Annotated in this window: 12 protein-coding genes; 5 read left to right on the forward strand and 7 right to left on the reverse strand. The window is 69.5% G+C overall.

The genetic code is table 11. The annotated features are described in order from the left end of the window. The 7 genes from ACESL7_RS05385 to ACESL7_RS05415 all read right to left on the reverse strand — a co-directional run. On the reverse strand, positions 1-1,422 hold a 1,422-nt coding region (locus tag ACESL7_RS05385), incomplete at its 3' end, for an NAD-dependent succinate-semialdehyde dehydrogenase (protein ID WP_372892208.1). A 16-nt stretch (positions 1,423-1,438) separates the two neighbouring features. Beyond that, positions 1,439-2,878, reverse strand: coding sequence for a biotin/lipoyl-containing protein (locus tag ACESL7_RS05390; RefSeq protein WP_372892210.1), 1,440 nt, complete (start codon positions 2,876-2,878; stop codon positions 1,439-1,441). Next, positions 2,868-3,863 (reverse strand): alpha-ketoacid dehydrogenase subunit beta, encoded by a 996-nt coding sequence (locus tag ACESL7_RS05395; RefSeq protein ID WP_372892212.1) that lies wholly within the window; start codon positions 3,861-3,863, stop codon positions 2,868-2,870. The genes ACESL7_RS05390 and ACESL7_RS05395 overlap by 11 nt, the downstream gene beginning before the upstream one ends. A 10-nt stretch (positions 3,864-3,873) precedes the next feature. Next, on the reverse strand, positions 3,874-4,851 hold the full coding sequence (locus tag ACESL7_RS05400; protein WP_372892214.1) for a thiamine pyrophosphate-dependent dehydrogenase E1 component subunit alpha: 978 nt from the start codon (positions 4,849-4,851) through the stop codon (positions 3,874-3,876). 172 nt (positions 4,852-5,023) lie between these two features. Then, positions 5,024-6,322, reverse strand: coding sequence for a M24 family metallopeptidase (locus ACESL7_RS05405; RefSeq protein WP_372892216.1), 1,299 nt, complete (start codon positions 6,320-6,322; stop codon positions 5,024-5,026). Positions 6,323-6,431: 109 nt separating this feature from the next. Beyond that, entirely contained in the window at positions 6,432-7,238 is an 807-nt protein-coding gene (locus tag ACESL7_RS05410) for an SDR family NAD(P)-dependent oxidoreductase (protein ID WP_372892218.1), read from the reverse strand. Positions 7,239-7,257: 19 nt separating this feature from the next. Then, complete coding sequence (locus tag ACESL7_RS05415; RefSeq protein WP_372892220.1) at positions 7,258-9,018, reverse strand: ABC transporter substrate-binding protein; 1,761 nt, start codon at positions 9,016-9,018, stop codon at positions 7,258-7,260. A 262-nt stretch (positions 9,019-9,280) separates the two neighbouring features. Between ACESL7_RS05415 and ACESL7_RS05420 the strand changes: the two genes are divergently transcribed. From ACESL7_RS05420 to ACESL7_RS05440, 5 genes are all read left to right on the forward strand, one after another. After that, entirely contained in the window at positions 9,281-10,240 is a 960-nt protein-coding gene (locus ACESL7_RS05420; protein WP_372892222.1) for a sugar ABC transporter substrate-binding protein, read from the forward strand. 152 nt (positions 10,241-10,392) lie between these two features. Next, a complete protein-coding gene (locus ACESL7_RS05425) occupies positions 10,393-11,109 on the forward strand; it encodes an SDR family oxidoreductase (RefSeq protein ID WP_372892229.1) in 717 nt (238 codons plus the stop codon). 62 nt (positions 11,110-11,171) lie between these two features. After that, positions 11,172-12,167 (forward strand): ABC transporter permease, encoded by a 996-nt coding sequence (locus ACESL7_RS05430; protein WP_372892223.1) that lies wholly within the window; start codon positions 11,172-11,174, stop codon positions 12,165-12,167. Positions 12,168-12,179: 12 nt separating this feature from the next. After that, complete coding sequence (locus tag ACESL7_RS05435; RefSeq protein ID WP_372892225.1) at positions 12,180-13,181, forward strand: ABC transporter permease; 1,002 nt, start codon at positions 12,180-12,182, stop codon at positions 13,179-13,181. Further along, positions 13,178-14,686 carry a sugar ABC transporter ATP-binding protein gene (locus ACESL7_RS05440; protein WP_372892227.1) on the forward strand — a complete coding sequence of 503 codons (1,509 nt, stop codon included), beginning with the start codon at positions 13,178-13,180 and terminating at the stop codon, positions 14,684-14,686. Before ACESL7_RS05435 ends, ACESL7_RS05440 begins: the two co-directional genes overlap by 4 nt. Positions 14,687-14,830: the final 144 nt, after the last annotated feature.

Below are 14,830 nucleotides of genomic sequence, written 5' to 3' on the forward strand. Positions count from 1 at the left end.
CCACTCTGCCGAGATGTATTGCGTTTCCATGAACTCCAGCATCCCTTCGTGCCCGCCCTCGCGGCCGAGGCCGGACTGCTTGGTGCCGCCGAAGGGCGCCGCCGGATCGCTGACGAGCCCGCGGTTGAGCCCCACCATGCCGTAGTCGAGCCGCTCGCAGACCTGCAGGCCGCGCCGGAAGTCACCGGAACAGACGTAGGCGACCAGCCCGTACTCGGTGGCGTTGGCGCGCCGGATCGCGTCCTCCGTGTCGGTGAAGCTCTGGATCGCGGCGACGGGGCCGAAGATCTCGTCGTGCACGCAGTCCGCGTCCTCCGGCACGTCAGAGATCACCGTCGGCGGGTAGAAGAAGCCCGGGCCCTCCGGCACCACCCCGCCGCAGTCGAGCCGCGCGCCGCGCGCCAGCGCGTCGGCGACGAAGGCGGCCACCTTGTCGCGCGTCTCGGCGTTGACCAGCGGCCCGACATCGACCGAGGGATCGGTGCCGTCGCCCACCTTCAGCGCCGCCATGCGCTCGGAGAGCCGCGCGGTGAAGTCCTCGGCGAGGCTCTCATGGACGTAGATGCGGTTGGCGGCCGTGCAGGCCTCGCCGAGGTTGCGCATCTTGGCGAGCATCGTGCCCTCGATCGCGGTCTCCATGTCGGCGTCGTCGAGGACCAGCACCGGCGCGTTGCCGCCGAGCTCCATCGCGGGCTTCAGCACCTGGTCGGCGGCCGACTTCAGCAGTTTGCGCCCCACCCCGGTGGAGCCGGTGAAGCTCACCACCCGCACGCGCGGGTCGTGCAGCATGTGATCGACCAGCGCGCCGGTCCGCGCCGAGGGCAGCACGTTGACGAGGCCCTTGGGCACGCCCGCCTCCTCCAGGAGCGGCATCAGCGCGAGCATGGTGAGCGGCGTCTCGGAGGCGGGCTTGATCACAACGCCGCAGCCCGCCGCGAGCGCCGGCGCGATCTTCCGCGTGCCCATGGCGGCGGGGTAGTTCCAGGGCGTCACCAGCACGGCGAGGCCCGCGGGCTTGTGCTGCACCATGATGCGCGCGCCGGAGGCCGGGGCGTTGGTGATGAGCCCGTCGGCGCGCACCGCTTCCTCGGCGAACCAGCGGAAGAACTCGGCGGCGTAGGCCGCCTCGCCGCGGGCATCGACACCCGCCTTGCCGTTCTCCAGCGTGATCAGATGCGCGAAGTGGTCGAGCCGGGCAGTCATCAGCTCCCACGCCTTGCGCAGCACCTCGGCGCGCGCGCGCGGCGTCCGCGCGGCCCAGTCGGCCATGGCGCGCTCGGCGGCGTCGAGCGCGGCGTCGGCGTCGGCGATCCCGGCCGAGGCGACGGAAGCGAGCACCTCTTCCGTGGCCGGGTTGACGACGTCGAAGCGCGCCTCCGTCCTGCGCCATTGGCCGTCGATGTAGAGATCGGTGTGGTCCATGCGGGTCCCCCGTGGGTCAGAGCAGGTGGCGGAGCGGGTCGTCGAGCCGGCCCGCGACGGCCGCGAGAAGCCCGATCGCCGCGTCCGCGTCGAGCGCCTCGGCGCCGCATTCCAGAGTGATCGAAAGGCCGCCCCCCGCGCCCGCGCCCATGCCCGCCTCCATGATGGTCAGGACCGGCGCGGGCTCCGCGCCCATGGCGACCGCGACGAGCGGCGTGCCACGCAGATCGCGCACGACGAGCGCCGGCGGCGCGTCGGAATCGGCCGCGGCCACCGCCGAGAGCGCGCGCCCCGGCGGCACCGTGAAGCCGCGCGCCGCCCCCATGCGCGCCACGGCGACGGTCACGGCATCGTCCGCGCCGAGGCTCGCGCCCACGAGCCCGGCGAGCACCGCGTCTGACGAAAGGCCCTCGGCCGCCGCGGCCCAGGCGGCGAAGGCGGCGAGCCCGTCGGTGGCCACCGACGCGGTCAGCCGGCGCGGCGGCAGCGCGGGCGCCCCGGCCGCGGCCGGGGCTGTCGGCATGGCGCGCAGCACGGCGAGATCGGCGACATGATAGGGCTGCGGATGCCCCGCCTCCGCGAGACGGGCGAGGTCGAGCCCCTCCTCCGCCGCCAGCCGCCGCGCCTTGGGCGAGGCGAGGATGCGCCCGCCGCGGGCGTGGGGCGCCACTGGAGCAGCAGATTCAGTCGCAGGCGCAGGCTGCGCGGTCTGCGGGGAGTGCGCTGTGGCAGGGGCCTTCGCCGTGGCTTCGGCGGCAGGCGCCTTCGTCGTCGCCGCCGCGGTCGGGGCCGCCCCGTCCCTCACCGAGCGCGCCACCGGCACGGCGGGCTCGGCCTCCGAGAGGATGGCGACCGCCTCGCCCACCGGCACCTCTTCGCCGGCCCGCGCGAGGGTGGCGGCGAGCCAGCCCGCGCGGCCGGCCTCCACCTCCATGGTGCTCTTGTCGGTCTCCACCTCGAAGAGCACGTCCTCGGCCGCGACCCGGTCGCCCGGCGCCTTGAGCCAGCTCACCAGGACGCCCGCGTCCTGCGCCATGCCGAGTTGCGGCATGGTCACCGGGTGGCCATCGGGCAGCGCGGCGGCGCCGCCGGCCGCCCCGGCCCCGGGGGCCTCCGGCGCGGGCTCTCCCTGCGCCTCCGGCGCGCTCTTTCCATGCGCCTCCGGCGCGGGCGCTCCCTGCGCCTCCGGCGCGGGCGCCGCGGCCTCCACCTCCTCGGCGGTCGCGACGATGCGCGCGATCACCGCGCCCACCGGCACCTCCGCGCCGTCGCCGAAGGCCACGGCCGAGAGATAGCCCGCGGCCGGCGCCTCGACCTCCATCACCGCCTTGTCGGTCTCCACCTCGAAGAGCGCCTCGCCCGCCGCCACCGCGTCGCCCGGCGCCTTCAGCCAGGACACGATCTTGCCCGCGTCCTGCGCCATGCCGAGCTGGGGCATGGTCACGTCATGCGCCATGGACGAGCTCCCCGGCGCAGAGCCTGCGCGCGATCTCCACCACGCCCTCGGGCGCCGGAACCGTCAGGTCCTCCAGCGCCGGGCTGAAGGGCACCGGCACGTCCATCGCGCCCATCCGGACCACCGGCGCGTCGAGATGGTAGAAGGCCTTCTCGGTGAGCCGGCTCGCGATCTCGGCGGTCACCCCGTAGCTCTGGTGGCCCTCGTCGATCACGATCGCGCGGCTGGTCCTCTTCACGCTCTCCAGGAGCGTCGCCTCGTCGAGCGGCACCAGCGTGCGCGGGTCGATGACCTCCGCCTGGATCCCCTCGCCCGAGAGCCGCTCCGCCGCGGCCTCGGCCACCTGCACCATCGAGGAGGTGGCGATCAGCGTGATGTCGCGGCCCGGCCGCGTCACCTTCGCCTGCCCGAAGGGGATCAGGTACTCCTCCTCCGGCACCGGGGCCTTGTCCTGGTACATCAGCTTGTCCTCGAAGATCACCACCGGGTTCTCGTCCCGGATCGCGGTCTTCATCAGCCCCTTCGCCTCGTAGGCCGAAGAGGGCATCGCCACCTTCAGCCCCGGGATATGCGCCACCAGCGCCTGCAGCGACTGCGAATGCTGCGCCGCCGAGCGCCGCGTCGCGCCGAGGTTGGTGCGCAGCACCATCGGCACCGTCAGCTTGCCGCCCGACATGTAGTGCTGCTTGGCCGCCTGATTGCAGAGCTGGTCCATAACCAGGTAGAGGAAATCGCCGAACATCAGGTCGACGACGGGCCGCGCGCCGGTCATCGCCGCGCCCACGGCGAGGCCCACGAAGCCCGGCTCGCTGATCGGCGTGTCGATCACGCGCTCGGGCCCGAACTCCTCCACGAGCCCGGAGAGAACCTTGAAGGGGGTGCCGGCCTCGGCCACGTCCTCGCCCATCAGGAAGACGCGCGGGTCGCGCCGCATCTCCTCGGCGATCGCCTCGTTCACGGCCCGCGACAGGGTGATCTCGCGCATCGCTCTCTCCTCAGTCCGCGAAGACATGCATGTCGACCTCGTGGGCCGGCGGATAGGCGGCGGCCTCGGCATAGGCCACCGCCGCGGCGGCGTCCTCCGCGATCTCCGCGCCCATCGCCTCGATCTCGTCCTCCGTGGCGATCCCCTCGGAGACGAGCCAGCCCCGGAAGCGCAGGATGGGATCGCGGTTCTCCTTCCAGTCGCGCTCCTCCTCCTTCGAGCGGTAGTATTCCCGGTTGATGTCGCCCACGTGGTGGCCGTGGTAGCGGTAGGTCTCGAGCTCGACGAAGAACGGCCCCTCGCCCCGGCGCGCGCGCGCCACGAGGTCGCGCGCCAGCGCGTTCACGGCGAGCACGTCCTGCCCGTCGACGCGGTGCGCCTCGATCCCGAAGGCCTCCGCGCGCGCGGTGATGGAACCGGCGGCGATCTCCTCGGTCTTCGTGTACTCCGAATAGCCGTTGTTCTCGCAGGCGTAGATCACCGGCAGCCGCCAGAGCGCGGCCATGTTCATCACCTCGTACCAGAGCCCCTGCGCCGTCGCCCCGTCGCCGAAGAAGCACACCGTCACGTCGTCGGAGCCCATGAGCTTCGCGCGCAGGGCCGAACCGGTCGCGATCCCCATCGAACCGCCCACGATGGCGTTCGCGCCAAGGTTGCCGTGGCTCTGGTCGGCGATGTGCATCGAGCCGCCCTTGCCCCGGCAATAGCCCTCCGCCTTGCCCAGAAGCTCGCAGAACATCTCCCGGAACTCGGCCCCCTTGGCCACGCAGTGCCCGTGCCCGCGATGCGTCGAGGTGATCCGGTCGTCGTCGGTCAGCGCCTCGCAGAGGCCCACAGCGACCGCCTCCTCGCCCGAGTACATATGCGTCAGCCCCGGCATCTTCGCCGACAGATAAAGCTGGTTCGCATTGTCCTCGAACGTCCGGATCCGCACCATCTGGCGGTACATCCGCAGATACTCCGCACTGTTCGTCCTCGCATCGGTCATCCGTCCTCCCGCGCGGGCCACGCCGCGGTCCTGTCTTCTTCTTGGTGAAAATATCCTCGGGGGGTGCGGGGGGCAGACAGCCCCCCGCCTCCTCAGCCGGTCATGCCTCGCGGTGCATGAGATCACGCACCCCGGGGCCGGTGCGGGCGTAGGGTGCGTGCTTGCACGCACCTCAATACCTGTTGGCGATCGGAAGCTCCTCGGCCGGGAAGAGCGAAATCACCTCGCAGCCGGTCTCGGTCACCACGACCTCCTCCTCGATGCGTGCGGCGGAATAGCCGTCGGCGGCCGGGCAGTAGGTCTCGAGCGCGAAGACCATGCCGGTCCTGATCTCCATGGGGTGCTCGAGGCTGACCGCGCGGGAAATGATCGGCCGCTCGTGCAGCGCGAGGCCGAGGCCGTGGCCGAACTGGAGCCCGAAGGCCGCGTCCTCGTTCGGGAAGCCGAACGCCTCCGCCCCGGGCCAGGCCTGCGCGACGACGTCGGTGCTCACGCCGGGCCGGATCAGGTCGATCGAGGCGTCGATCCATTCCCGCGCCTTCACGTAGGCATCGTGCTGCGCGGGCGTCGCGCGGCCGATGTTGAAGGTCCGGTAATAGCAGGTCCGGTAGCCCTGGTAGGACTGCAGGATGTCGAAGAAGGCCTGGTCGCCGGGACGGAAGTAGCGGTCGGTGAAATTGTGCGGATGCGGGTTGCAGCGCTCTCCGCTGATCGCGTTGATCGCCTCGACGTCGTCGGACCCCATCTCGTAGAGCATCTTGTTCGAGAGCGCGACGATGTCGTTTTCGCGGATCCCCGGCTTCAGCTCCTCGTAGATCATGTGGTAGACGCCATCGACCATCGAGGCCGCCTGCGTCAGGAGCTGGATCTCGTCCCAGTTCTTGATCTCGCGCGCGGCGAGCATGATCTGCTGGCCGTCCACGACGTGCAGGCCCTCCTCCTGCAGCGCGTGGAACATCGCCGTCTCGGCGTAGTCCACGCCCACCGGCATGTCGGCCATGCCGGCCTCCTTGATCAGCCCGGCGATCTGCCTGGCATACTTGCGCATCAACCCGAACTCGGGCGGGATCGTGCCCCGCATGCCGACGACGCCGGCAAGGCAATGGTCGGGCTCCAGCCAGTCGGAATGCTTCTGGTGGTGCACGGCGGCCGAGCCGAAGTCCCAGACATAAGGGGAGTCGTCGCCCGTCAGCAGGCAGAAGCGGCACATCTTGTCGCGCTCCCACTCACCGATCTTGGTGGCCGAGACGTAGCGGATGTTGTTGACGTCGAAGAGCAGGAGCGTGCCGGCATTCGACGCCTGAAGCGCCTGCCGAGTCCGCGCGAGACGGTAGCGGCGCAGGCGGTCGTGATCGACGCGGCGCTCGAAATCCACGGAGGTGTGGCCCCAGGCCGGGATGCGGCCCTCCCACCGCCAGTTGGGGTCGAGGTCCTGCGGCGTCAGGAGATTGGGCTTGAGAGCGAGGGTCATGGGGTCGTCCTCCCGTGAGGCGTCGGGTGCGTGCTCGCCACGCACCTTGGGTTGGTCGATCGGCGGCGCGGACGGTGCGAGCAGAGCACGCACCCTGCGCCCGCGGCCGTCACTGGATGCACCAGCCCCCGTCGATGTGGATCATCTGGCCGGTCATGTAGTCGCTGTCGCCGCTCGCGAGGAACGAGGCGGTGCCGGTGATGTCGTCGGGGTAGGAGACGCGCTTGATCTGCAGCTGGTCGCGCACGATGTCGTCGTAGGCCTGCCCCTCGCGCTCCTTGAAGCCGATGTCGACGAGGTCCTTGTCGAGTTGCTCCCAGAGCGGCGTGACCACGACGCCGGGCGCGTAGCCGTTGACGGTGATGTTGTGCTCTGCGAGCGCCACCGCCCCGCAGTGCGTCAGCGCGAGGCAGCCGTATTTCGAGGTGCAGTACACGGTCACGTCCACCAGCGGCTTGCGCGACGCGATGGATCCGACGTTGATCAGCTTGTAGGGCCCGCCCTCCTTGCCCTGGGCGATCATCTGGCGCGCGGTCTCCTGCATGCCCAGCCACATCGCCTTGGTATTGACGTTCATGATCATGTCCCAGTTGTCTTCATCGATATCCATGAAGAACCGGGGCTTGTTCAGGCCGGCATTGAAGACGCCGACGTTGATGGAGCCGAAGGCCTCGACCGTGGCGGCGACGGCGGCGGCGTTGTCCTCGCGCGTCGTCACGTCCATCTCGACCGCGATCGCCCTGCCGTTGCCGCGCGCGGTGATCTCGTCCGCGACCGCCTGCGCCGCCGCCGCGTCGAGGTCGCCGAGGGCGACGTTGGCACCCTGCGCCGCGAAGGCCTCGGCGTTCGCCGCGCCCATGCCGCGCGCGGCGCCGGTGATCAGGATGTTCTTGCCGGTCAGGCGGTTCGGGTCCATCGTGTCCTCCCTTGCGAACCTAGTGAACTGGTGTCTCGAGGATCTCCTCGGCGCGCGCCTGCAGCCGGGCGAGCGCCTCCCCCGGCGCGGTGAGCCCGCGCAGCATGTCGTGCAGCTCCGTTCCGCAGAGCGTGACGATCTCGGAAATCCGCGGCAGCGGCGGGCGCGGCCAGAACTGAAGCTCGTCGCGCCACGACATCTGGTCGACGAGTTCGAAGATGGGCGAGAGGCGGCGCACCTCCGGGTCCGCACCCACCGAGTAGCGCGGCGCCGTGCGGCTGCCGTTCTGCGCGTAGAGCTTCTGCGCCTCGGGCGAGGTGAAGGTGACGAGCGCTTCTACCGCCTCGGCCACCCGCTCCTCGGCGAGGTTGGCGGGTACGCAGAGCGCATAGCCCCCGACGGGCGCGATCGGCGCGCCCCGCGGCCCGTGCGGATGCGGCAGGTAGCCGGTGTTGCCGTAGGCCGGGCAGGTGGCGTCGAGTTCGAAATAGGGGGCGAGCAGCGTGTAGCCGTAGGCCATCGCGACGCGGCCGGCGGCATAGGGGCGCACGCGCTCGTACCATGACATCGACAGGATGTCGGGCGGCGAATAGGCCATGAGCTCCATCAGGTAGGCGGCGGCGTCCTGCGCGCGCGGCGTGTCGAGCCGCGGCCGCCACGGCCCGTCCGCGAGCCGGTCCGCGTCGAAGCCCCCCGCCACCGGCGGCAGGTCCACGATCGGCTGACCGAAGGCCGCGCAGGTCATCATGAAGGTATGCCCGAGCGCCGTGCCCCGGGCCGCGTTCCAGGCGACGCCGTAGCGCCCGGCGCGCGGGTCGTGGAAGTGGTGCGCCGCCTCGATCACCTGCACCGTGGTCTCCGGCGGCGCCAGCCCGTCCTGCGCGAACCAGTCCTTGCGGTAGAACATCAGCTCCGGCGTGGTCTGGCTCGGCACGCCGTAGGGCACCCCGTCCCAGTGCGCGGCCTGCCAGCCGGCGGTGTGGAAGTCGCCCGGGTCGAGGCGCTCGACGTCCATCACCTCCGCCAGCGGCGCGATCACGCCGCGCGCGGCGAACTCGCCGATCCAGGGCAGATCGACCGCGATCAGGTCGTAGCGGCTTTTCTTGCGCTCGGCGTTGCGCAGCGCCTCCAGACGCAGCCGGTCGATGGAGAAGGCGCGCTGCGCGATGCTGGTGCCCACGATCTGCTCGAACTGCCGCTTCAGGTTGTCCATGACCATGAAGGTCGGATCGCCGTGCACGAGGATGCGCAGCCCGCCCGCGAGCTTCAGCGGCGCGGGGTGCACCTGCGGCGGCGGGATCGTGGCGCGGCCGGGCTGGTAGGAGCCGCCGAAGAAGTAGTCCTGCGATGTCTCCTGCTGCGCGAAGTTCGATCGCGCGATGCGGGCGACCCGGCCCGCGAGCTGGCTGAACTGCGCCAGGAGTGCGGGACTCGGGTGCAGCGAAAAGCTCTTGCCGGTCTTCGTGCGCGGGCGCTGCTCGACCAGCCCTGCCGCCTGGATGTCGCCCAGCTTGCGCATCGCGGTGGCGTAGGGAACCCCCGAGGCCGAGACCATCGAGGACGCCGAGACGACACGCCCCTCGAGATGCGCCCGCATCAGGTGCACGAGCATGTTGAGGTGCGGGTTCACCGTCGTCGGCTCGAGCGAGGTGTCGATCTCCTCGCAGAGCTCGCCGAGAAAGCTGACGACCGTTGCAAGGTCCGCATCGCCGGCGGATGCGGCGAGGCGGGCGCCCGCGTCCTGTCCGGACCGGATATTCTGGGCCGTCGCATGGGTCATCTTCGCCTGCGCTGTTCCGTCGGTGGCGGGCCGCGGGGCCCGTTCGGGTCTACGCGTCATGGTGCGCCTTTCATGGATTGTCCGATCTGGTCAGGATGCACACAGGCCGATGTATCCGAAACGGATAAAACTGCATCCGGACTGGATATAATCGGGAGGTTCCGTAACGTCCGGGAAATCGCTCGATGGGGTCGGATTGCGCCGGGTGATTCCCGGTTCGGGAGGACCGCAGCAATCGGACGATAAACAGAGGGAGGATATCATGATCCGTGCGACCAGACTTTCGCTCGCCTGCTCGACCGCGCTGATGGCGCTCGGCGGGGCGGCTGCGGCGCAAAGCGTCACCATCGGCATCACCCAGAACAACGTGGGCGTGGACAGCTACCAGACGACCTACGAACAGGCCTTCGTCGAGGCGGCAGAGGCCAACCCGGACGTGGATGTCGTGGTCCTCGACGCCGGCGGCGACGTGTCCCGCCAGATCGCGCAGATCCAGGATCTCGTGCAGCAGGAAGTCGACGCGATGATCATCTGGCCCACCAACGGGCAGGCGGTGATCCCCGCCGTGCGCCAAGCACACCGCGCCGAGATCCCGGTGGTCATCACCAATTCGAACATCTCCGAGGAAGGCTTCGACTTCGTGCGCTCCTTCTCCGGGCCCGACAACATCGAGCAGGGCCAGCGCGCCGCCGAGATCATGTGCGACCGCTTCACGGAGCAGGGGATCGAGGGCGAGGCCCGGATCGTCGAGATCACCGGCCAGCCGGGTTACACCACGGCGATCGAGCGCTCCGACGGCTTCCAGCAGCGCCTCCCCGAGGTCTGCCCGGACGTCACGCTGGTGGACAGCCAGCCGGGCAACTGGAACCGCGAGGACGCACAGCAGGTGATGGAAGCGTTCCTCGTTCAGCACGACGACATCGACGGTGTCTATTCCGGCGACGACAACATGGGCGTCGGCGCGCTCAACGCCGCGATGTCGGCGGACCGGGCGGAGGATATCACCTTCGTCGGCGCGACGAATTTTGCCGTGGGCTACGACGCGATGGAGAGCGGCGAGTACTGGGGCTCGATCTACCAGTCGCCGGTGGATGACGCCGAGGCCGCGCTTCAGACGGCGCTCGACGTGCTCGACGGCGAGGACGTGCCGTTCCTCAACTACTTCGACACGCCGAAGATCACGCAGGAGAACATGGCCGAGTTCGACCGCCCTGTGTTCTGAGCGGCGCTGCGTACCGGGGCCGGCCACGGCGGCCGGCCCCGCTCTCTGCCGATTGTCGAAGACCGATCAAGGAGCCTGCCGTGGACGAGCCTCGGGGAGTGGAGGGCCGTGTCTGCATCGTGACCGGCGCGGCACGCGGCATCGGCCGCGCGATGGGCGCCGCGCTCGCGGAGGCGGGCGCGAAGGTGTGCTTCGCCGATCTGAACGCGGACCAGGCCGCAGCTGCAGCCGCGACGGCGCCGGCGGGCACCGCGATCCCGGCGTGCGTCGACGTGCGCGACCGTGCCTCGGTGCGCGCGACGATCGAGGCGACCGTCGAGGCCTTCGGCCGGCTGGATGTCATGTTCAACAACGCCGGTATCAACAGGCCGATGAACTTTCTCGACGTGACCGAGGAGAACTGGCGCGGGATCATGGAGGTGAACGGCCTCGGCTGCCTGATCGGCATGCAGGAGGCCGCGCGTCGCATGATCGCGCAGGGCGGCGGCGGCAAGATCGTCAACACCGCCTCCATCGCCGCGCGGCAGGGCTTCGACAACGTCGCGCCGTACTGCGCCTCGAAATGGGCGGTGATCAGCCTCACGCAGTCGGGCGCCCGCGATCTGGCGAAGCATGATATCACCGTGACGGGCTTCGCCCCCGGCGTGGTGGCGACCGAGATGTGGGAAGAGGTCGACCGCGACCTGATGGAGATCGGCGCGGCGGACCGCCCCGGCCAGGCGATGGAAGAATTCTCGGCCGGCATCCTGAAGGGCCGCGTGGCGCGGCCCGAGGACGTCACCGGCACGACCACGTTCCTCGCCTCGCGGGCGAGCGACTACATGACCGGCCAGATCGTCATGATCGACGGCGGCATGACGCTGGTCTGACAGGCGCACCGCGGAGGAGGCGGCGCGGACGACAGGACCGGTCCGACAGGGGAGGACGGACAATGGCCGACACGGCTATGAAATCTACGGCGATGAAGTCGGTGGGCGGCGTTCTGGCACGGCAGGGAATCCTCGTCGCCTTCGTCGTCTTCATGGTGGCGTTCGCGCTCTGGAATCCACGCTTCATCGACATCGACAACGTCTTCGGCGTGATCCGGTCCTCGGCGATCCTCGGCATCATGGCGCTCGGGGTCACCTTCGTGGTGATCGGCGGCAACCTCGACCTTTCGGTGGGCTCGATGCTGTCGTTCTCGGCGATCGTGGTGCTGGACCTGCACGAAAACCCCGCCTTCGGCCCCGCGCTCGCCATTCCGGCGATGTACGCGATGACGCTCGCCCTCGGCGCGATCAACGGCTTTCTGATCGGCTACCTGAGGCTCAACTCGCTGATCGTGACGCTGGGCATGCTGTCGGCGATCCACGGGCTGACGCTGACCTATTCCGGCGGGCAGAACATGGACATCGCCAACCAGAACTACACCTGGTTCGGCGTCTTCGGCCGCGGCTCGGCGCTCGGCATCCCGATCCCGGTGCTGGTGTTCCTGGGCCTTGCCGCGGTGCTCGGCATGATCCTCGCCAAGACGCCCTTCGGGCGCAAGGTCTACGCCGTGGGCGGCAACGGCACCGCGGCGACCTTCTCGGGCATCCCGCGGGCGCGCGTGGTCTTCGCCACATACCTGATCTCGGCCTTCTGCGTGGCCACCGCGGGGCTCATTCAGGCGAGCCGCACGATGGGCGCTCAGAACACCGTGGGCCAGGGGCTTGAACTCGAGGTGCTGGCGGCGGTGATCCTGGGTGGCGCGTCGCTGCTGGGCGGGTCGGGGACGATCTTCAAGACGGTGATCGGGGTGCTGATCCTCGGTTTCATCCAGAACGGACTGCTTCTGGCCGGGCTCGAGTTCTACGTCCAGTTCGTCGTCACCTGGATCATCATCATCCTCGCGGTCTGGCTCGACATCGCCACCAAGCGCGGGAAGCTCTGGTCGCCGATCGCCTGAGGAGGGGAGACGATGAACGACGAAAGACTGAAGACCCTTCTCAAGGGCAGCGCCATCTGGGGCTTCATCCTGCTGGAACTCGTCTTCTTCGAGGTGGTCGGGCGCACCTTGTCGCTGTCGGACAACGCCTTCGTGGATCCCGACAACATGCTTCTGCTTCTGAAGCAGGCGGCACCCCTCGGGATCATCGCGGTCGGCATGACGGTCGTGATGATCAACGGCAACATCGACCTCTCGGTCGGCGCGACCTATGCGCTCGCCGGCATCGTGATGCTGGATTCGATGAGCTGGCCGATGATGGAGGCGATGGGGGCGGGCGCGATCCCGCTGGCATGGGGGCTCGCGCTGCTGACGGGGTGCACGCTCGGGCTGATCAACGGGATGATCGTCTGGAAAACCGGCGTGGACGCCTTCATCGTCACGCTGGGCGCGATGCTGGGCTTTCGCGGGCTCGTCTTCATGTACAACGGCGAGCAGCCGACCTCTCACCTCGACTGGACGATGGTGGACATCGCCGAGGCCGGGATCCTCGGGGTGCAGACGCCCGCGCTCGTGTTCCTCGCCGTGGTGCTGATCGTCTGGCTGGTGATGACGCGCACGGTGCACGGCCGCAACGCCTATGCCATCGGCGACAATCGCGAGGCGGCGGTGAACGCGGGGCTCCGCGTCGGGCCGCACATCCTGATCAATTTCGTGCTCATCGGCTTTCTCGCCGCGCTTTCGGCCGTCGTCTTCTACTCGGCCAGCGGCTCGGTGAACCCCAACGACGGGATGCTCTTCGAGCTCTGGGTGATCACGGCGGTGGTGCTCGGCGGCACGAAGCTGACCGGCGGGCGCGGCTCCGTCATCGGCACGCTCGGCGGCGTGCTCGCGATCCAGCTTCTGCGCATGGGGCTCGGCCACATCGGCGCGCAGACGGAGACGGTGAACCTCGTGATCGGGACGATCCTGATCGTGGTGCTGTTCCTCGACCGGCAGCTCAACCGCAAGGGCGCAGAGGAGTTGAAGATATGACCGACCAGACCGCGGCCCTGCGCCTCGAGGGCATCGTCAAGACCTTCCCGGGCGTGCGCGCCCTCGACGGGGTCAGCTTTTCCGTGATGCCGGGCGAGGTGCATGCGCTCATGGGCGAGAACGGCGCCGGAAAGTCCACGCTGATGAAGGTGCTCGGCGGCATCTACCAGCCCGACGCGGGCCGCATCTTCATCGAGGAGCGCGAGACGGTCATGCGCGGCCCGCTCGAGGCCAAGGCCGAGGGCGTCATGTTCATCCACCAGGAACTGAGCCTCGCCGAGGAGCTCTCGGTGGCCGAGAACGTCTATCTCGGCGAACTGCCGCGCAAGAGCTTCGGGCGCGTCGACTGGGCGACGCTCCACGCACGCACCGACGCGATCCTCGAAAAGCTCCGGGTGCGCTTCGACGCGCGCACGCGGGTGGGCGAACTGTCCATTGCGAACCGGCAGATGGTCGAGATCGCCCGGGCGCTGACCGTCGATGCCAAGGCGGTGATCTTCGACGAGCCCACCGCCTCGCTCACGGATGCCGAGAAGGTCGTGCTCTTCGACGTGATCGCCGATCTGCGGGCGCAGGGCGTGGGCATCGTCTACATCTCGCACCGGATGGAGGAGATCTTCCGCATGACGGACCGCATCTCGGTCCTGCGCGACGGCAGCTATCGCGGCACGGTCGAGACGGCCGCGACCGACGAGGACGAGATCACGCGCATGATGATCGGCCGCTCCCTCGATCTCAGCCGCAATCGCGACCCCATGGAGGTCGGCCCCGTCGCGCTCAGGGCGGAGGGGCTGTCCTGCGGCCACCTGTTCCAGGAGGCGAGCTTCGAGGTGCACGAGGGCGAGGTGCTCGGCTTCTACGGCCTCGTCGGCGCGGGGCGCACCGAGATCGCCGAGACGCTCTTCGGCCTGCGCACCCCCACCGCCGGGCGCATCTTCCTCAAGGGCGAGGAGGTCACGCTCTCCTCCCCGATCGAGGCCATCGCGCGGGGCATCTCGCTCGTTCCGGAAAGCCGCAAGGAACAGGGCCTCGTGCTCGGCATGAACTGCCGGGACAACATGACCCTGCCGCAGGTGGGCGACCTCACCGCCGGGCCCTTCGTCTCGGACGGGGCGGAAATCTCGATCTACGACCAGTACCGCGATCGCCTCGCCATCAAGAGCCCGAGCTGGCGGACGCCGGTGGCCAATCTGTCGGGCGGCAACCAGCAGAAGATCGTGATCGGCAAGTGGCTTTCCATGCGGCCCGAGGTGCTCATCGTGGACGAGCCGACGCGCGGCATCGACGTCGGCTCCAAGTCCGAGATCCACAACCTCCTGCGCGAGCTCGCGAAACAGGGCTACGCGGTGATCGTCATCTCGTCGGAGATGCCGGAGGTGCTGCATGTCTCGGACAGGATCGTGGCGATGTACAGCGGACGCATCATGCGCGAGTTCACCGCCGCCGAGGTCACCGAGGACACCCTGATCCAGGCGATCTCGGGGATCTCCGGACAGGCTGCGTAACGCGCCGGGCCCGCACGGGGGGCGGTCAGCAGTGCCCGCCCCCGCGGCCCCCGCGGCGGGCGCTCCGCCTCACCCGGGGCCCGGCAGCACCTGATAATGCGCCTCCGTCGGGGCGCAGGCCGCGCCGTTGATCGGCAGGATGTC

Origin of the sequence: Rhodosalinus sp., assembly GCF_041685465.1 — a bacterium.
Classification (GTDB): domain Bacteria; phylum Pseudomonadota; class Alphaproteobacteria; order Rhodobacterales; family Rhodobacteraceae; genus Rhodosalinus.